The 18,418-nt window shown below is 50.6% G+C and carries 15 protein-coding genes; 7 read left to right on the top strand and 8 right to left on the bottom strand.

Annotation, left to right across the window (positions count from 1 at the left end; genetic code table 11):
- The first annotated feature begins 152 nt into the window (after nt 1–152).
- Nucleotides 153–2,285, top strand: coding sequence for a Tex family protein (locus SRBAKS_RS02130; RefSeq protein ID WP_229593136.1), 2,133 nt, complete (start codon nt 153–155; stop codon nt 2,283–2,285).
- 106 nt (nt 2,286–2,391) lie between these two features.
- On the opposite strand, the gene SRBAKS_RS02125 is transcribed toward SRBAKS_RS02130, so the two are convergent.
- Nucleotides 2,392–4,461 (bottom strand): sigma-54-dependent Fis family transcriptional regulator, encoded by a 2,070-nt coding sequence (locus tag SRBAKS_RS02125; RefSeq protein WP_488225856.1) that lies wholly within the window; start codon nt 4,459–4,461, stop codon nt 2,392–2,394.
- Between the two features lie 317 nt (nt 4,462–4,778).
- On the opposite strand from SRBAKS_RS02125, the gene SRBAKS_RS02120 reads away from it, so the two are divergent.
- The 6 genes from SRBAKS_RS02120 to SRBAKS_RS02095 all read left to right on the top strand — a co-directional run bounded on the left by SRBAKS_RS02120 (nt 4,779) and on the right by SRBAKS_RS02095 (nt 9,934).
- A complete protein-coding gene (locus tag SRBAKS_RS02120; protein ID WP_229593132.1) occupies nt 4,779–6,116 on the top strand; it encodes a dihydrolipoamide acetyltransferase family protein in 1,338 nt (445 codons plus the stop codon).
- Nucleotides 6,117–6,126: 10 nt separating this feature from the next.
- Nucleotides 6,127–6,555 (top strand): Lin0512 family protein, encoded by a 429-nt coding sequence (locus SRBAKS_RS02115; protein ID WP_229593130.1) that lies wholly within the window; start codon nt 6,127–6,129, stop codon nt 6,553–6,555.
- 18 nt (nt 6,556–6,573) lie between these two features.
- Nucleotides 6,574–7,533 carry a thiamine pyrophosphate-dependent dehydrogenase E1 component subunit alpha gene (locus tag SRBAKS_RS02110; protein WP_229593128.1) on the top strand — a complete coding sequence of 320 codons (960 nt, stop codon included), beginning with the start codon at nt 6,574–6,576 and terminating at the stop codon, nt 7,531–7,533.
- A 51-nt stretch (nt 7,534–7,584) separates the two neighbouring features.
- Nucleotides 7,585–8,556, top strand: coding sequence for an alpha-ketoacid dehydrogenase subunit beta (locus tag SRBAKS_RS02105; protein WP_229593126.1), 972 nt, complete (start codon nt 7,585–7,587; stop codon nt 8,554–8,556).
- 79 nt (nt 8,557–8,635) lie between these two features.
- On the top strand, nt 8,636–9,607 hold the full coding sequence (locus tag SRBAKS_RS02100) for an NAD(+)/NADH kinase (RefSeq protein WP_229593124.1): 972 nt from the start codon (nt 8,636–8,638) through the stop codon (nt 9,605–9,607).
- Nucleotides 9,608–9,625: 18 nt separating this feature from the next.
- Entirely contained in the window at nt 9,626–9,934 is a 309-nt protein-coding gene (locus tag SRBAKS_RS02095) for a DUF6506 family protein (protein ID WP_229593122.1), read from the top strand.
- A 67-nt stretch (nt 9,935–10,001) separates the two neighbouring features.
- Here the strand turns inward: SRBAKS_RS02095 and SRBAKS_RS02090 are convergent, their stop codons facing one another.
- The 7 genes from SRBAKS_RS02090 to fdnG form a co-directional block, all read right to left on the bottom strand.
- Complete coding sequence (locus SRBAKS_RS02090) at nt 10,002–10,391, bottom strand: PaaI family thioesterase (protein WP_229593120.1); 390 nt, start codon at nt 10,389–10,391, stop codon at nt 10,002–10,004.
- A 113-nt stretch (nt 10,392–10,504) separates the two neighbouring features.
- Entirely contained in the window at nt 10,505–10,831 is a 327-nt protein-coding gene (locus SRBAKS_RS02085; protein ID WP_229593118.1) for a carboxymuconolactone decarboxylase family protein, read from the bottom strand.
- Between the two features lie 194 nt (nt 10,832–11,025).
- Nucleotides 11,026–12,003: a lipoate--protein ligase gene (lplA, locus tag SRBAKS_RS02080; RefSeq protein ID WP_229593116.1), complete on the bottom strand. Its 978-nt coding sequence runs from the start codon at nt 12,001–12,003 to the stop codon at nt 11,026–11,028.
- 315 nt (nt 12,004–12,318) lie between these two features.
- Nucleotides 12,319–13,104, bottom strand: coding sequence for a formate dehydrogenase accessory sulfurtransferase FdhD (locus SRBAKS_RS02075; protein WP_229593114.1), 786 nt, complete (start codon nt 13,102–13,104; stop codon nt 12,319–12,321).
- Nucleotides 13,105–13,112: 8 nt separating this feature from the next.
- Nucleotides 13,113–14,018 carry a formate dehydrogenase accessory protein FdhE gene (locus SRBAKS_RS02070; protein WP_229593112.1) on the bottom strand — a complete coding sequence of 302 codons (906 nt, stop codon included), beginning with the start codon at nt 14,016–14,018 and terminating at the stop codon, nt 13,113–13,115.
- Between the two features lie 75 nt (nt 14,019–14,093).
- Nucleotides 14,094–14,828 (bottom strand): 4Fe-4S dicluster domain-containing protein, encoded by a 735-nt coding sequence (locus SRBAKS_RS02065; RefSeq protein ID WP_229593110.1) that lies wholly within the window; start codon nt 14,826–14,828, stop codon nt 14,094–14,096.
- 15 nt (nt 14,829–14,843) lie between these two features.
- Nucleotides 14,844–17,888 (bottom strand): formate dehydrogenase-N subunit alpha, encoded by a 3,045-nt coding sequence (fdnG, locus tag SRBAKS_RS02060; RefSeq protein ID WP_229593107.1) that lies wholly within the window; start codon nt 17,886–17,888, stop codon nt 14,844–14,846.
- Between the last annotated feature and the right edge of the window lie 530 nt (nt 17,889–18,418).

Genomic DNA, 18,418 nt, shown 5'->3' with positions numbered 1-18,418 from the left:
CGAACTCACGCTTCAGTCTATTCATAAAGAACAAGCCTTTCACTTCTTGTGAAGGGCTTGTTCTTTGATTTTGAAACTCCACCATCAACCTGTCTTACTTGAATATATTTCAACTTGAATTCGTTACTTCATTTGCAAGGAATACGCACCGCATGATCGATACACATATACAAACAATATCTCGTGAACTTTCCCTTAAACAACAGCATGTTAAAGCTGTTGCCACCCTTCTTGATGAAGGCGCGACCGTGCCATTTATCTCCCGCTATCGCAAGGAAGCAACTGGCACCATGGATGAAGTGGGCGTTGCTGGGGTTCGTGACAGGCTGAACGAACTGGCCGAGTTGGACAAGCGCCGCGAGTCAATCCTGTCGTCACTGACCGAACGAGAGCTTCTTACCGCTGATCTAAAGCTGGCACTCCAAAAGGCTCAAGACAAAGCGCAGCTTGAAGATATCTATCTGCCCTACCGCCCCAAAAGAAGGACTCGGGCAACGATGGCCAAGGAGCGCGGGTTGGAACCGCTGGCAAAGATCGTGTTCAGCCAACGTGGGATAAATACAAGTGCTGAAGCCAAAGGATTTGTCAATCCGGGCAAAGACGTCCCTGATGTAGACGCCGCTCTGGCCGGAGCACGAGATATCATAGCTGAAAATATCAACGAAAATGCCAGGGCGCGTGCCGCTATGCGAACGTTGTTTGTAAAGCGAGGCAGATTCGTATCCAAGGTCGCAAAAGGCAAAGAGGAAGCTGGTGCAAAGTACCGTGACTGGTTTGATTGGAATGAACCTCTCGCTCGCATCCCCGGACACCGGGCACTGGCCATGTTCCGCGGTGAGAATGAAAAGCTGCTGAAACTCTCTCTGCGTCCGTCTGAAGAAGAGGCGACGGAGCTTATGCGTAAGTCCGTATTGCGCGGCACTGGGCAGGATTCGCACGAGGTGGGATTAGCTCTGGATGACTGCTACAAACGTTTGCTGGGGCCATCCATTGAAAATGAAATACGCGCCGAAGTAAAAAAACGTGCTGATATTGAAGCCATTACCGTATTCGCAGCCAATTTACGTGAACTGTTGTTGGCTGCCCCTCTTGGCCAAAAACGCGTACTGGCTCTGGACCCCGGTTTCCGTACAGGGGCAAAACTCACCGTCCTTGATGCGCAGGGAGCTCTCAAGGAATATTCCACTATTTTTCCTACAGGCTCAAAGAATCAGCAGAAAGAGGCGGCTCGTGTTCTTCAAACCTTGTCTACCAAGCACGCTATCGAAGCCATTGCCATCGGAAACGGTACGGCAGGGCGTGAAACCGAAGCCTTTGTCCGTGAGTTGAATCTCGGCATACCAGCCTTGCTGGTCAACGAATCCGGAGCTTCCATCTACTCCGCATCTGAGGTAGCCCGCCGTGAATTTCCTGATCTCGACCTGACTGTTCGTGGGTCGGTGTCCATCGGGCGTCGACTCATGGATCCACTGGCCGAGCTGGTCAAGATAGATCCTAAATCCATTGGCGTCGGCCAGTATCAGCATGATGTGGATCAGACTGCCCTCAAAAAAAGCCTGGATGATGTGGTGGAACAATGTGTCAACTCGGTGGGCGTCGATATAAACACAGCCAGCAGAGAACTCCTTGCATTCGTATCCGGTCTGGGGCCTGTACTGGCACAAAATATTGTCAATCACCGAGATGAACAAGGCCCCTTCTCTTCCCGTCGAGACCTGTTAAAAGTCAAACGGCTTGGACCCAAGGCTTTTGAACAGGCAGCGGGATTCCTGCGTGTTCATGGAAAAGAAGTACTGGATGCAAGTGCTGTTCATCCAGAACGATATGCACTGGTCAAACAGATGGCCAAAGAAGCAGGATGCTCGGTTGCGGACCTGGTTAGCGATGAAACAGCCCGCAATAAGGTGCAGATCGATAAATATATCTCTGACGAGGTCGGTCTCCCCACCTTGCGTGATATCATGGCCGAACTGACCAGACCGGGCCGTGATCCGCGTGCCGAATTCAGTGTCTTTTCATTTGCCGAAGGTGTTAACGATATCAGCGACCTGTATGAAGGTATGAAACTGCCTGGTATCGTCACCAACGTCACCAAGTTTGGCGCGTTCGTAGACATCGGCGTTCACCGTGACGGACTGGTTCATATAAGCCAGCTGTCCGACACGTTTGTACGTGATCCATCTGAAGTGGTCGCTGCTGGCCGTGAGGTTGAGGTGACGGTGATTGGTGTTGATACGGCTCGCGGTCGCATTAATCTGAGTATGAAAAATACTGTTGAAGTGTAGCCCCGCTCCAACAAATCCGAAAAGCAAAAAGGGGAGCCAGACTCCCCCTATTTGCTTATAACTATTTGATTTTAAAATATTTTAAAATAAGATTGAAACCGCTGATTTATGCCTGAATACTGAATCGTTCCATTTTGGAATACAATGTATTTCGTCCGATTCCTAGGGCTTTGGCTGTTTTACTGATATTGCCATTATGAAAATCCAGGGCCTCACGAATGGCGACCTCTTCCCTTTTCTTGAGATGAAATTCACTTGTCCGCTTTATCCGGTCTGTATCCGTACCGCCCCGTGCTTGCGCCAGCAAACTGGGGGGAAGGTTTTCCATATGCAAAACATCTCCAGACAGATTGTTCACGGCGTACTCAAGGCAATTGACCAATTCACGAACATTCCCCGGCCAATCATGAACCATCAAAACACTCTCGGCTTCCGGCGAAATGTGCACACTTTCCAGACCGAAATCGGAACACAGACGATTCAAATGGTAAGCAGCAAGCTGTACAACGTCACCGCCACGATCCCGAAGTGGAGGTATGGCAATACCCACCACATTCAATCTGTAGAATAAATCCTCACGGAACAACCCCTGCTGCACAAGCTCACTCAGATCCTTGTTTGTGGCCGCAATAATTTTTACGTCCACTGGGCGAGGGTCGGTACCGCCCACAGGCACAATAGCCCGTTCCTCCAGAGCCCGGAGGAGATTGACCTGTTGCGACAAAGGCATTTCTGAAATTTCATCCAAGAACAACACGCCCTTGTCCGCTCGTTGAAACTGCCCTATCCGGCCGCGTTTCACTGCGCCGGTAAAAGCGCCCTCGCAATACCCAAACAGCTCACTCTGAACAAGTTCTTCGGAGAAAGCACCACAGTTGACCGCGACAAAAGGATTCTTTGCACGCGGCCCGGCCTGATGAATGCCACGGGCAAATAATTCTTTGCCGGTTCCGGACTCTCCAGACAAGAGAACCGTGGAGGGTGTCCTGGCAACATTGGCTGCCTGTTTGATTGCCCTCCTCATGACCGCACTTGAATGCAGGACATGTTCAAATCCTTTCGGCGTTTCAACGGAGACGTTCTTTTTCTCCTCCAGCACCCTTTCCGGGACGACACTTTGATGGAAACGTTGCATTTCACTGACCGTGATAATGGTATCTGTCCATGTTCCATCAGTGGCGAATATGGGCATGGCCCTAACAAAAAGGTCCTTGTTTACAAGGCATTTAATGACGACAGGCTCATGTATGGTCGCATGCTTTGCCTTTGCAAGAAACACTTCGAAATCAAAAAAGAGATCTGCCTGATATCCTCGTAAAGATTTCCCTGTATGATTCAGCAAGGTTTCCGCAATAGTATTGGCGTTGGTTATTCTCCCGGAAGAATCCATGGAAATGATGCCGGTCATGACGGAATTGAACATCGAAGAAAAAAGCGATCCCATCTGCCCTTCTAGTTCGGAACAATACAGTCGTGACAACCTGTGTTCCAAAGCCTTTGCAGCTTGCAAAACCAGCTCCATGTTCTTGGAATGATCGGATTCCGTGGGGCCTGAAATATCAAAACACCCCCATATGTCGCCACGAGGATCCAAAATGGGAGCAGCCGTACAACTCCATCTGTGGTGGCTCCGACAAAAATGCTCTTCCCCCATGACCTGAATGGGACGACCGGTAACCAGAGAAGTGCCGATGGCATTGGTGCCGACACTTTCTTCTGCCCAGTTTGCTCCGGGACCAAAATTCAATTTGTCTGCCTGCCGTAAGACTTCAAGATCACCGCAGGTGCGAACAACCCGGGCATCGGCGTTCGTCATTGTAATCAACAGTTTTTTCCCCTTGATAGCCCTATATGCCGTGGTTTCAACATCACCGCATATTTTCTCAAGAGTGGATGAAAAAGACTTGAGTTGATCCATGGGAGTAAAATCCCAGCAACACCGAGGCCCTGGGTCTACGGCCAAATCAAGGCACCGACTCCATGAATCGACAAGGGTTTTATCCATATCATCTATACTAGGGTGCTTTCCATCAACGAATTGTTTCCAACGGGTATAATCGACAGAGGCGGCTCGTTGCCGACGGGGTCGCGATAGCTTGAGACCAACAGGGTTGGCCCCATCAACCGAGTCTCGACTAATTCCAAAACCATCTCCATCCCTGTAAAGCGAATGCATACCGCCCTCCGTGAAAACGCAAAATAATATCTCACAACTCTGAATGACTGACTCATCACCCATTTTCTGTCAAGTGTTCAAATGTTGAACAGATTAAAATCCATTTTATACAAATAAACACAACAATAACAAAGAGATAAACACACACAGCCTCACTATATTTTCTCAAAGTCTTTTGTTCCACCCCCGAACACAAGCAGAGCGATTCATTTTGCTTAAAACACACTCAAACACTTGAAATAAATATATATAATTATTTGGCACTCCCGTTGCACAAGGGGTGACGTTCATACGTTAACAACTAGGAGGACTCGGTCATGGCTGAACAAGTGATCATGCCCAAATGGGGTTTGACCATGAAAGAAGGAAAGGTTGTCCGCTGGCTGAAAAGCGAAGGCGACCAAGTCGAAGCAGGAGAAGAACTGTTCGAAGTTGAAACCGATAAAATTACCAATTCGGTTGAAGCGCCCGCCAGTGGAATCTTGTTCCAAATCATTGTACCCGAAGGTGAAGTTGCACCGGTCCAGGCCGTACTCGCAACCATTGCCGCACCGGGAGAAACACCGGAAAAGGCTGCCGCAGGTGCCGCACCTGAAGCAGAAGCAAGCGCCCCCGCCGCTGAAGCCCCCTCTTCCACAACACCTACACCGGCAGTTGAAGATGGAGAGTTCGTCCCCGCCATGCCTGCAGCACGCAAGCTGGCCAAGGAACTGGGCGTAGCTTTATCCACTATTGTAGGAACTGGTCCCAACGGGAGTATTACCCGAAAGGATGTACAGGAAACAGCCGACGCGGCTTGCAACGTAAACGCCAGTCCCAAAGCCATTGAGTTCGCTCGTAAAAAGGGAATTGATCTCAATGATGTCACCGGTACTGGAGATGGTGGTCGAATCACCAAGGCTGACATTCTGCGCGCCATGAATCCGGCAGCCGAACAGCCTGCTCAAGCAGCTCAGGCCGCAGCCAAGGACACCATTGTCCCCATGGACGGCGTCCGCAAGCTCATCGCAGACAACATGCATGCAAGCCTGAACAGCGCAGCACAACTCTCTGTTTTCGTGGAGTTGGACGTTACTGAACTGGTCGCCCTGCGCACCAGCTTCCTTGAGCGGAACAAGCGCAATCAGGACTACCGTTTGTCATATAATGACTTGGTATCCTACGCAGTCTGTCGTGCCCTCAAGCGTCACCCCATCATGAATTCCACACTGCAGGATGATGGCATCCACATGCATGAGCACGTCAACCTCGGCATCGCCGTTGCCCTGCCTAACGGACTCATCGTCCCCAATGTCAAGATGGCTGACACGTTCACTCTTGAAGAACTCAAAGTGGAAGTTCGGGATGTCGCCAGTCGCGCTCGCAAGGGCGGACTGAGCATGGATGAAATAGCAGGCGGTACATTTACTATCAGTAATGTGAGCATGCTTGGCGTCGACGGGTTCACCCCCATCCTCAATCCTCCCGAAACCGGCATCCTGGGAGTCGGTCGCATCGTCGAAAAGCCCGCCGTCAAAGATGGTGAGATTTGTATTCGTCAGATGATGACTCTTTCCCTGACCTTCAACCACATGACCACGGACGGTGCTCCGGCAATGTCCTTCCTGCGCGAGCTGGGAGACATGTTGGAAAATCCCGGCCTGATGATCGCTTAGGAGCCCGTCCATGTCGCGAAAACGATTTGCCATAGAACTCGGTTACGCCGCGGATCTGCACGGTGAAGACATGACCAAGGCCGCGGTACGCGCAGTGCGCGATGCTGTTTCCCGGATATGCCTGTGTGGAATCATGGAAATATGTGGCCGAGATCAATTTCAAGGCGTCTTCGTGCATGCGGAAGTGGCCGTCCCCGAACCAGATAGTGTCGATCGGGATGCAGTCCTTTCTTGCATCCCGATCGGCGAGACTTCGCTGTCTTTGACTACCGGTGGCATGAGTATTCCGGGGATTGAGGTCCCCTGCTTTGCCCCTGGTGTCAGCAATATTGTTGTAGCGTGCGCCGCCCTCACTGTCTCGGTCGAGATGGATATGGCGGATGGCGGGACGGAAATAACGGAAAAACAGGCCTGCGGATGCGCCGCCAAGGCCGAATAACCCAGAGGAGAGAAAGCAATGGCTCTCAGTAAGAAGACATTGATTCAGATGTATGAAACCATGAACAGGATTCGCCTGTTCGAGCTGAAGTTGCAGGAATTTTTCGCTGCAGGCGAAATTCCCGGCTTCGTTCACCTTTACCTTGGTGAAGAAGCAGTCGCCACAGGCGCCTGCGCTGCACTCACCAACGCAGACATGATCACCAGTACCCACCGTGGCCATGGTCACCTGCTCGCAAAAGGTGGCGATCTGAAGCTGATGATGGCTGAAATATTCGGCAGATCAACCGGTTACTGCAAAGGTAAAGGCGGCTCCATGCACATCGCCGACCTTGACCTCGGCATTCTCGGTGCCAACGGTATCGTTGGTGGAGGTGGCCCGCTGGCTGCCGGTGCTGCCCTGGCTGCAAAATACAGAAAGAGCAAAGACGTTGCCATGTGCTTCTTCGGTGATGGTGCATCCAACCAGGGTACCACCCAAGAAGCGTTGAACATCGCCAGCGCCTGGAAACTGCCGTTGGTGTTCGTCAATGAAAACAACGGGTACGGCATTTCCTGCCCTCAGTGCAAATCCATGGCTATCGTCGACATCGCCGACCGTGCCGCCGCATATGACATGCCCGGTGTTGTTGTTGATGGCAACGACGTACTCGCAGTTCATGAAGCTGTCACCGAAGCAGTCAAGCGCGCTCGCAATGGCGAAGGCCCCTCTCTGGTGGAATGCAAGACATACCGCTGGCGCGGTCACTTCGAAGGCGATGCCTGCACGTACCGCTGCGATGAAGAATTGGAAGAATGGAAGGCCAAGGATCCCATCCCCCGCTTTGAGGCCAAGCTTATCGAAAGCAAGACTCTCAGCAAAAAGGAAGCCGAAAAAATCAAGGCTGGCATTGAAAAAGACGTCGATGAGGCTGTCGCATTTGCCAAGGAAAGTCCTATGCCGGCTTCCAGCGCCATGATGGACGACGTGTACGCCTAAACGGCGCTCGTTCCCTTTTACGAATCCATACTAAATCCAACGGAGAAAATAATGTCCGAAAAAACATATCTGCAAGCTCTCAATGAGGCATTGAGGCAGGAAATGGAGCGCGATGAGAATGTCTTCATTCTCGGCGAAGATGTTGGCCAGTTTGGTGGTTGCTTTGGCGTCACCCAGGGACTTTTTGATCAATTCGGCGAAGATCGTGTCATGGATACGCCTATCACCGAAAGCACCATTGTTGGTGCTGCCTGTGGCGCTGCCGCCTGTGGCCTTCGTCCCGTGCCTGAACTGATGTTCGTCGACTTCATCGGCGTTTCCATGGACCAACTGTTCAACCAGGCTGCGAAAATGCGCTACATGTTCGGCGGCAAGACCACCGTTCCCATGACACTGCGCATGCCCCAGGGTGCTGGCATCGGTGCTGCGGCCCAGCACTCACAGTGCCTGGAATCATGGTTCATGAACATTCCCGGCCTTAAAGTCGTCATTCCTTCCACCCCATATGATGCTAAAGGGCTGCTGATCAGTGCTATCCGCGATGACAACCCTGTTGTCTTCCTGGAGCACAAGCTGCTCTACGGTGCATCCGGCGAAGTACCTGATGAAAGCTACACCATTGATATCGGCAAGGCCGACATCAAACGCGAAGGCTCTGATGTCACCATCGTTGCCACTTCCCAGATGGTCTACTCTGCCCTTGAAGCCGCAGAAAGGCTCAAAGCCGATGGCATTGAAGCAGAAGTGGTTGATCCGCGCTGCCTCCAGCCTCTGGACAAGGACACCATCCTGGATTCCGTCAAGAAGACACATGCTCTGGTCGTTGCTCATGAAGCTGTGACCTTTGCTGGCCCTGGCGCTGAAATCTCTGCCATTGTTGCAGAAGAAGCCATTGAATACCTGGACGCTCCCATCAAGCGTGTCGGTGCCCCCTTCTGCCCGGTTCCCTTCTCGCCGCCGCTGGAACAGCACTACATTCCCAGCGCAGACAACATTGTCGAAGCAGTCAAGAGCATTCGTTAAAACATATTGCGGGGGAACGGCTTCAGCCGTTCCCCCGTCCAAATTTCAAAAGGGCGTATCGTTGAGTATAGCAGCCATATTGGCCAACCCTGCTTCCGGTAAGGACATCCGCCGCCTGGTAGCCCACGGCAGCGTCTTCGATAACCAGGAAAAAGTACGCATGGTGCGCAGGCTTATCCTTGGCCTGGAACGATCCGGCGTAACGAAAATTCTCTATATGCCCGATGGCTACGCTATCATTCCACGTGCTCTCAACGCTATTTCCCCCTCGATTCCCGTGAAAGCGGTAGAAATGCCCATTCGAAACAACCAAACCGACACGACCATTGCAGCGGGCATAATGGAAACCCTTGGAGCACAGTGTCTCATTGTGCTTGGAGGGGACGGTACCAGCCGAGCAGCTTGCAAGGGAACTGTTGCCCTTCCCATTCTGCCGCTTTCCACGGGAACTAATAATGTCTTCCCCATGATGGGAGAAGCCACTGTGGCCGGGATGGCTGCCGGTCTGGTTGCAAGCGGCCAACTTCCGCGTGAAGCGTGTTGCACTAAATCCTGCATGTTTGATATTCTGATTGATAATAAAATAGTGGATATCGCATTGGTTGATGCCGCAGTGTATGACGATGTATTTCTCGCATCCCGTGCAGTCTGGCATATGGAAAAGGTTCCACAACTCTTTTTAACACGATGCAGTGCTTCATCCATTGGATTGTCCGCAATCGGTGGTCAAATTCAGGAGATAAGACCAGAAGATCCTAAAGGCCTCGCCATCACAATCGGCAAGGAGACCCCTGTCTCTGTAACGGCAGCGATCGCTCCTGGAATGTTTGCAGATGTGCCGATCGCCGGCGTATCGGAAATGGCTCCGGGGACCGTCTTCCCTGTGTCTGTCACTCCAAGCCTGATAGCTGTGGACGGGGAACGGGAGGTTGAAATCCCGATAGGGGCCCGTGCAGGTATTCGTTTGAATACAGACGGCCCCATGGTCATCGACGTACACAAAACAATGGATTTGGCCAGACAAGAAGGTCTGTTTAGACACGCATTATAACCTACAAGGAGACATTGCATGAGCCAACCACTTAAAGCCGCATTTATTTTTATCGCACCCGGTGGCGATCCCGCCCTTCACAGAAGTTGGGTACTTACCGACGGAGTCGAACTTCTGGCCATTGCCGTCAGTAACTATGGTCAGGCAGAAAAACTGGCCAAAGAACTGGTGGAAAAGGAGGGTATTGCCGCCATCGAACTCTGCGGAGGATTCGGCGCTCAGGGAACAGCACGCGTTGCCGCAGCTGTTGAAGTGCCTGTGGGGGTTGTCCGTTTTGACTCACACCCTGGTTTGGGCAATGCGAGTGGAGACACGCTGTTCAGCTAAGAAAACGGACAATGCAAGAAGGCGACATCAGACGTGATGTCGCCTTCTTATTGCTTACCCGATAAAACTACGCGTTCTCAAGAACGTGTTGTTTGGTAACAAAACAAATAAATTTGCCCGAAAAGACCGTATCCTCTCCGCAAAGAACATCTACCAGCACTTCATGCTTCCGTTCGTCCGGAGTTTGATCCTGCGCCCTGGCAACCAGGACGTCTCCAACTCGTGAGGGCTTCAAGAAACGGGTCTCCGCTGAACCCAACACGACATTGGGATGATTGACGGCCAGCATGGCCGCATAATCCGCAAGACCGAAAATGAATCCTCCGTGAACCAATCCGCGTGAGTCGGCCGCCATGTTCTGCGTGCACATCAAGCAAACTTCACTCCGCCCTTCTTCCACTGTGATGGGCTTGCCGCACAATGATTGCTCAATGCTATTATGTGTCTTAATCTGCATACATTCCTCTTGGATAACGGGCACCGCACACGCGGTGCCCGACTGGTGTCAAATGCCGAGGCCGGGAGGAGGTAACTCTTCTCCCGGCCTCGGCAGTATGCGAGAATTCTCGGTTAGTCAAAAAGATCTTCAAGTTCATCAAAAACGTAGTGCATATACATGATTTTCGGTGAACCACCCATGGAAATGGCAAGCATGGCGGCCTGCATGATCTCTTCCTTGGTAGCACCATTACTGGCTGCACCCTGGATATGAAGAGAGATACACATTTCGCACTGAGACATCATGGAACAAGCCACGTGAATCAGCTCCTGAGTTTTGTGATCAATAGGACCGAATTGGCTGATTTCTTTGGTGAAAGCAAGGTAGTTTGGGAAAACGTCACCAGCTTTCTGCTGCATTTTACCCAATGTCATTGCTGCTTTTTCTGCTGCATCCATTTTTGTTATCTCCTAAGGTTAGATGTTACGATACATCCATAAAGCAAGGAGCATGCCTTGAAAGATCAAGCGGAATTAAACAGCTATTTCAGGATATTACAAAAAGCCTACTTTTACAGACATGTTTTATCATGTCCCATACATGAACATTGATCCAAAATGGAACAGTCGGTTCAATGGTAACAGACAAAAAATCAGAACAGGCAGTCCAGCAATATCGGCAACTCCACGCCATGAAGATACGCATGCAGCGAAATCTGAGATAATCGTTTCTCCAATGCTGTTCGATCATGCCGACAACCAACGAGCACTTCTTCCAGCTCACCGATATTTCGAACGCCAAAATAATCCCCGAGAAAGCGGACTTGTTGGATTATGCCCTTTTTGACATCCAGATGAACCTCCACAAGTCCTCCTGGCGTTCTTGTCTTTCTCGTAAAATTGTAAATAGGAGAATATCCAAAATTCCAATCCCAGGAACGGTATCGCTCATCAGCAATCCGATTGATGGCATCGATCTCCTGAGGAGCAAGCCCCCGCTCTTCTTCACCCTTTTCACCAGAGACGGATCTCATAAGGACATCTATGAATTCAGTAACTTCCATCGGTTCTGGAAGGTGTCTTGAAATATTGGTGATACGTTTACGAATGCTTTTTACCGCCTTATCCTTGTATTTCTCCGGGTCGACTCGCAAGGCGTCCGAAATATCTGTAATATCAGAGGCAAACAAGAGCGTTCCGTGATGCAACACCCTGTTTTTATGAAAATGTTGCGCATTTCCGGAAAACTTTTGTCCTTTGATAACAAGATCATTTCTTCCATCAAAGGCACAATCAACTCCCATCGCCTGCAATGCTTTCAATATCGGCTTGGTGAAACGTTGAAAATCAACCCCATCTGATAAAGCGCCATTAGTGATGAAGGTAAAATTGATATTTCCCAGGTCATGAAAAACCGCCCCGCCACCACTTAACCGTCTGACAACAGGGATATTACGCTCCTTAACAAAAGCCTCGTCAATCTGGGACAGCGTGTTCTGATTACGGCCAACAATGATAGCGGGGATGTTGCGCCAGAGCATGAAGACATCAAAATCCGTCTTGGTCAGCAACCACTCTTCCGCCGCAAGATTGAATGTCGGATCTGTGCTCTCATTATAAATATATCGCATAAACGCTCTCCTTTATCCCAATCCAAACTGCAATAAACGGACCTCAAAATCAGTTCCACTGAGCTGCCACACTTACCCTAAAAAAGAAGGACCAACCCCAAAGAACAGCAATTATAACAAGTTGTTTTTTAACAAAAAAAATAAAAGTAACAAAATGTTGATTTATCAACAAGGGGTGTCCCGATCATCGCAACATGCCAATCAGACATGAAAGAGCCGTCAGCATATGCCAACGGCTCTTTTCTTCCTTACCTACCATTACGGGGCTATAAAACCCGCGCCAGCAGTATCTCATTATAGGGTATCTGACTTTACTTACTCCTGCATGCGCCAGGCATTGGTGTACACATCAAAGGAATCTTCTTTGAGACGGCCAACCAGCGTTATGTCGTGCTGTTCCGCAAAGTTAACCCCTGAGCTGGTTGCGGCAGAAAAGCCGCACAATACGGGTATATTCGCGATGGTCGCCTTTGCTGTCAGCTCCACCGCAATACGGGAAGAGATCATCGCTATGGCAGTCTGTTCCAGTATTCCTTCCAGGAGAGCTCGACCAATTGCCTTATCAAAGGCATTGTGTCTCCCCACATCCTCGCCGAACACAAGCAATTCGCCATTGAGCGAAAAGAGTGCGGCCGCATGGGTGGAACCGGTGTTTTTGAAAAGGTTCTGACGGCGCTCAAAGGTTGCCTTCAGTTCGAACAATTGAAGGGGAGAAAGTCGAACAGGCGGTCGTGACGGAAAAAGGCGACTGCGCCCTTTGCCAGTATCAAGGAAAACATCGACATGGGCAGGGTTCTGATAGCTGAAACTGATATTGGCTACATCTTCTGACGAGTTGATCATGCCGTTACAAAACAAATGCCCCACAATAAGATTCAGATCATTGCCCGGGGTTCGAGATAGGACACCGTCTCGCTGGCCATTAACGTAAACAATCAGGTCCGCCTCCACGGCTATCGAGTCCTCATGGTTGGAGAGCTCGCCCTTCCCGTATCTCTTCAACGCGACAGTACATTCCCGCTGCGATGTCTCGACAGATTGGTGCGGTTCAATAGCTGGAACAACTGAAGAGTTCAATATACGAAGAGGATATGTGGTCATAACGCCGCCTATTTAAGGGTGTTCCACAGAGTCTGAGTAATAGGATACAATTGGCGTTCATGAGCGATGACATCCAGGTGGATGAGTCCCATCTGCACGGTATCCAAATCGGGAAGCGAGGCATATTCACGCATGTCCACACAAAGCATATACTTGCCGCAATTGTGACACGCCTCGATACGTTCGTACTTCACATCATCCTGATGAAAAATCTCGCGGCTTTCATTATCCTCATTACCACAGGCTGCGCAGGCATTCCGCTTGTAATGCCAATCATGACCGCACAGAGTGCAGTGCAGATATTTTTTCCCTCCACCGCCCACCAGATATTCATTCGAATCGACTTCCTTGGGGCTGAGTTGCGCAATGGAAGGTGTGGAACCACAGACCGGACAAGACCCCTGATCCCAGGAAAAGGACTCGTCTATGGTGTGGGCTATAGCGGAAAAAGCCGGAGAGCAAACGGTCTCAATACAATAAGACAAAAGAGTATGAGGAGAGATATCAAGCTGTTCAGAGTGTTGCTCAAAAAGCTGCCGGTTGCCTGCAATTTTGGCATGAACAAGCTCCATGAGGGTGTCCGTCTCTTTCAAATGAGACTGCAGCTTTCTGAAGGTCTCCTCTTCCAGTTGCAGCACTTCAGCAAACACCGGCAACATGGCTTGGTTTGACCGGCTGAACAAGTCGCTCCAGGGTGTGAGGTCAACATCCGACAGTATGGGAACCCCCACGGCCACGCGGCCAGCATCAATTTGGAGAGATTCCTTTTTTTCTTTTATGAGATTGGTACGCACTGATTCTCTTTCCAGGAATAGAGCTCCGAAGCGGCCAGCCAGTTCTGCGTATGCGGTATCCCGTGCCTGTATGTCCTGAAGAGTTGATTCGATTTGGCCCTGAGTGAATGACGATTTCATGCGGTTGCTCCGAATTCTCCTTGGGACGGGACACCATAGAGATGGCGCCCCGCCCGAAAGGAGAGGATTGAGGTGTTATCCTTTCATTGCCTTGAACGGACGAGCCAAGGTTGCGAGGAATTGTTGTTTTGACATGGGGCCGATATTGGCCTGGGCTACCGCGAACTCATGATAGTTCTCGGGCTTGTCGATCAACAGGTAGATGACGTTTACTTCATCCGGGTCAGCCAACGTGGCGTTAGGCCAATCCTTTTTCAGATGAGCCAGTCTGGACTGGGCAAGCTTGACCATGTCTTTGCGATCACCGAACTGCATGGCACCTGTGGGACAGGATTTGACGCAGGCAGGTGGCATACCGTTATGGATACGATCATTACACATAGTGCATTTGACCATCAGACCGGACATTTCATTACGTCTGGGGATATTGTACGGACAGGCATCCTTGATCTCCTCGAACTGCTCCTTGGAGAAGTCCTTGGTTTTGGGAGTATACAGAATTGCCCCGGTTTTTTCGTCCTGAACGATGGCTTCCTCGATGTAGAGATCACCGGTTTCCTTGCATGGAGCAATTTCACAGTGCCGGCATTGATCAGGGAAGAAGTTCCAATGAACCACACCATCATCAAGGTGTTCGCTGAAACGGACGAGTTTATAGTTGTTGGGATTCAAATCCTGCGGATTCTGGTGGCTACCCCAGCCGACCTGATAGGTCTTGTTGGCCGGAAGTTCGTGCCATTCCTTACAGGCTATTTGGCACCCGCGGCACGCTGTACAGCGGGATGTGTCTATCAATATGGTCTTGGGCATGACGATCTCCTTCTTTTATGGGGTGGCCAACTCAGTGGTTTTCTTCGCCTTGCGGATGTTCACGCAACTCGCCTTGTATTCCGGGATAGTGGTGTTCGGGTCGCCCACTGAAGGTGTAAGCCGGTTGGTGGAGTCGCCGCTTCCGGGAGTCGTCCAACCAAAGCAATACGGCATGCCTATTTCATGAATAATGCGGCCGTGAATCTTGAATGGACGCATACGCACGGTAACCATGGCAACAGCTTCGACCCTGCCACGGATACTCTCGACAATGATGACATCCCCGTTCTCGATGCCCTTTTCCTTGGCCAACTCAGGGCTCAGTTCCACATAGAGCTGCGGTTCAGCTTCGAGCAAGTTCGGCACATTCCGGGTCTCTCCGCCACCACACCAGTGTTCTGTGAGACTGTAAGTGGTGAGTACGATCGGATACTTGGGGTCCGCCGGTTTTGCGAGCACATCAAGTGCGCTTGAAACGAACTTGTAGACCGGGCTGTTGAGCTGCTTGGAAAACAAGTTGGTATTTACCGGAGTCTCAACCGGCTCGTAGTGTTCGGGGAACGGACCATCCTGTCTGCCGGGACCGAAAATGTGTCCCAGGCCATGCTGATGCATGATGAAGGGGTACTTGCCCTTGCCGGTTGCCAGGGGCGGCCATCCGCCGTCAGGGATATCGCCAACCCACTTGCCATTCTTCCATTCAATGACGGCCTTGGCCGGATTGAACGGTTTTCCATTGAGATCAACGGATGCGCGGTTGTAAAGGATGCGACGGTTGACCGGCCAACACCATGACCAGTTGGGGTACAGTCCGATTTTTTCTTGCATCGGAGTCTGTTTCGGATCACGCCGCAGACATTTGTTGCCCCCCTCCTCTGTCCAACTGCCGCAGTAGAGCCAGTTCAGACTGGAGGTCGAACCATCGTCAGCCAAAGCAACGAAGGTCGGAACCTGCTGCCCCTTGGCATACTTCTTTCCCTTGACGACCGTGTCACGGGTAAAGCGGCCATTGATGCGTTGACACAGATCTTCAGGATCATACTTTTCAGGCCAGTCGAGCTTGAGCACGGGCTCAGGGAAAGTGCCGCCCTCTTTGGCGTAGAGCTCGCGGAGTCTGTTCATGATCGGGATATACATCTCACCGAAGGGACGCGCCTTGAACTGTGGAGGAGTAGCTTGACCATGCCACAGAAGCCAACGGCCGGAGTTGGTCACAGAACCACTCTTTTCCAGTCGATGAGCCGAAGGAAGCAGGAAGAACTCGGTCTTGACCTTTTTCGGGTCAACGCCGGGACGATGCCAGTTGTCCGTTGTTTCCGAGTTATGCAATTCGGCACAGACAACCCAGTCGAGCTTATCCATGGCCTTGCGGATTTTATTGGTGTTGGGAACACTGTTCATGGGATTCAGCCCCATGAAGAAACCGCCGGTCATGTTGCCCTGATACATCCGGTCGAACATGAACAAGTAGGAGTAGTCTCCACCTTTATCGACCTTGGGCAGGAGTTCATAACAATATCCATTTTTTTCTGTTGCGTTATCACCAAACCATCCCTTGAGCAGCGACGCAAAGTATTGAGGTTTGTGCTGCCACCAGTTAGCGGATTGCGGATCGTTGCTGACAGGGGTGTTGGCAAGATTGTACTTATCATACGTAGGCCAATCACCGCGGGGCATAGCCATATACCCAGGCAGGATGTGATACAGCAGTGCATGGTCGGTGGACCCCTGAACATTCGGTTCGCCACGCAGGGCGTTGATACCGCCACCAGCGATACCGATATTACCCAGCAGGAGCTGAATGACTCCGGAAGTACGGATATTCTGTACACCTACAGTGTGCTGGGTCCAGCCCAGAGCATACAGAATCGTACCGGCCTTGGTGCCGGTTCCTGTGGCTGTATAGGTTTTGTACACACGCAACAGGGTTTCCTCAGGCACACCTGTTGTCGCCGAGACCTTGTCCAGAGTGTAGCGGGAATAGTGTTTCTTCAACAACTGGAAAACACAGCGTGGATGTTTGAGCGACTTGTCTCGCTTGGGCACACCTTTGGAATCGAGTTCCAGCGCCCATTTGCTTTTGTCATAGCTTCGTGTCTTGGGATCGTAGCCAGAAAAAAGACCATCCTTGAAATCGAAATCCTTACCAACAATCAAGGAAGCATTTGTATATTCAACCACATACTCGTTGAAGTACTTCTTGTTATCAACGATATACTTGATCATGCCTCCCAGAAAGGCGATGTCCGTACCGGAACGAAGGGGAACATGAAAATCAGAGCGTGCCGAAGTCCTGGAGAACTTCGGATCGACATGCATAACCGTCGCGCCCTTGTCTTTGGCACGCAGCACCCACTTGAAGGAAATCGGATGGTGTTCAGCCGCGTTGCTCCCCATGATCAGAATGGAATCGGCATTCTTGATGTCAATCCAGTGGTTGGTCATGGCTCCCCGGCCAAAGCTCTCACCAAGTGCGGCGACTGTGGAGCTGTGACACACGCGTGCCTGATGATCCATGTGCACCACACCCAACCCACGAGCAAACTGATGCGTCAACGCGCACTCCTCGTTGCTGGCATGGGATGTGCCCATCAGGAACATTGATTCAAGCCGGTTGACCTGCTGCCCTGCCTTGTTTTTACTGACGAATTCCTTGTCGCGGGTATCCTTCACCCTCCGCGCGATACGATCAATCATCCAATCCCAGCTTTTTTCTTCCCATTTGTCACTGTAGGGAGCGCGGTACATGGGCTTCTGAACCCTGTGATGTGACGTTGTCATAGTAAACATCGCCGCGCCCTTGGCACAGAGGGAACCTTCGTTGATGGGATAATCCGGGTCGCCTTCGACACTCACCAATTTCCCGTTCTTCACGTAGCCAATGGCAAAACAACTCACAGAACAGAAAGGACAGACTGTGAGTACCTCTTTGGCTCCGTCGATCTTCAGGCTGGCAGCATAGCTCTTGATCGGCGTTAAACTGACCCCGATCTGAGCCAGGGAAAGATACGCTGCCGATGAGGCTGAAAGCTTCAAAAATCTTCGGCGGTCACATTTCATGAGATGGCCTCCTTGGTTGAGCAGAGGCAAAATGGCCACTGCAAATTTTAAAATACCGTCGTATGTATTAGAGGCATCATAAAATAAAATCTAATTATTGCAATATGTTAAAAAGAACATGTGTAAGAATAATGGAAAGGTTCTACGGGATATACGTGGCTAAAATGCAGAAACAGAATGTTTGTTATTTTCCTTTCACCATCTAAATCATCTATTTATATAACTGATAAAATCAATAACAAATAATAGGTGTTGATATTAATCAAACCAGATTGAGTGTCATTCTTTGGGAATGATTCAAAATGCTCCCATCGCAAAACACTACACAGCTAATCGGGTGAATTCTGAGGAGAATGAACACCGTGTACGCTCAGACCGATTCGAATGAACTGTGCTGGAACTCTTTTTGAGCTGAATAGTATGGAGTAAAAAATCAAGACAGAGAGAAATGAAAAGGCGAAACAGGATCAGCCTCCCGCTTGCCGAGAGAATGCCCTACAACAATACTGGAAGTCTATGTGCGATACACT

It is taken from the genome of Pseudodesulfovibrio sediminis (assembly GCF_020886695.1).
Classification (GTDB): domain Bacteria; phylum Desulfobacterota; class Desulfovibrionia; order Desulfovibrionales; family Desulfovibrionaceae; genus Pseudodesulfovibrio; species Pseudodesulfovibrio sediminis.
This window is presented reverse-complemented; position numbering and strand designations above follow the sequence as displayed.

Excerpts from the sequence above, each read along its gene's own strand:
- SRBAKS_RS02130 (WP_229593136.1), top strand. The coding sequence starts at position 153 with ATGATCGATACACATATACAAACAATATCTCGTGAACTTTCCCTTAAA.
- SRBAKS_RS02125 (WP_488225856.1), bottom strand. The coding sequence starts at position 4,461 with ATGCATTCGCTTTACAGGGATGGAGATGGTTTTGGAATTAGTCGAGAC.
- SRBAKS_RS02120 (WP_229593132.1), top strand. The coding sequence starts at position 4,779 with ATGGCTGAACAAGTGATCATGCCCAAATGGGGTTTGACCATGAAAGAA.
- SRBAKS_RS02115 (WP_229593130.1), top strand. The coding sequence starts at position 6,127 with ATGTCGCGAAAACGATTTGCCATAGAACTCGGTTACGCCGCGGATCTG.
- SRBAKS_RS02110 (WP_229593128.1), top strand. The coding sequence starts at position 6,574 with ATGGCTCTCAGTAAGAAGACATTGATTCAGATGTATGAAACCATGAAC.
- SRBAKS_RS02105 (WP_229593126.1), top strand. The coding sequence starts at position 7,585 with ATGTCCGAAAAAACATATCTGCAAGCTCTCAATGAGGCATTGAGGCAG.
- SRBAKS_RS02095 (WP_229593122.1), top strand. The coding sequence starts at position 9,626 with ATGAGCCAACCACTTAAAGCCGCATTTATTTTTATCGCACCCGGTGGC.
- SRBAKS_RS02090 (WP_229593120.1), bottom strand. The coding sequence starts at position 10,391 with ATGCAGATTAAGACACATAATAGCATTGAGCAATCATTGTGCGGCAAG.
- SRBAKS_RS02085 (WP_229593118.1), bottom strand. The coding sequence starts at position 10,831 with ATGGATGCAGCAGAAAAAGCAGCAATGACATTGGGTAAAATGCAGCAG.
- lplA (WP_229593116.1), bottom strand. The coding sequence starts at position 12,003 with ATGCGATATATTTATAATGAGAGCACAGATCCGACATTCAATCTTGCG.
- SRBAKS_RS02075 (WP_229593114.1), bottom strand. The coding sequence starts at position 13,104 with ATGACCACATATCCTCTTCGTATATTGAACTCTTCAGTTGTTCCAGCT.
- SRBAKS_RS02070 (WP_229593112.1), bottom strand. The coding sequence starts at position 14,018 with ATGAAATCGTCATTCACTCAGGGCCAAATCGAATCAACTCTTCAGGAC.
- SRBAKS_RS02065 (WP_229593110.1), bottom strand. The coding sequence starts at position 14,828 with ATGCCCAAGACCATATTGATAGACACATCCCGCTGTACAGCGTGCCGC.
- fdnG (WP_229593107.1), bottom strand. The coding sequence starts at position 17,888 with ATGAAATGTGACCGCCGAAGATTTTTGAAGCTTTCAGCCTCATCGGCA.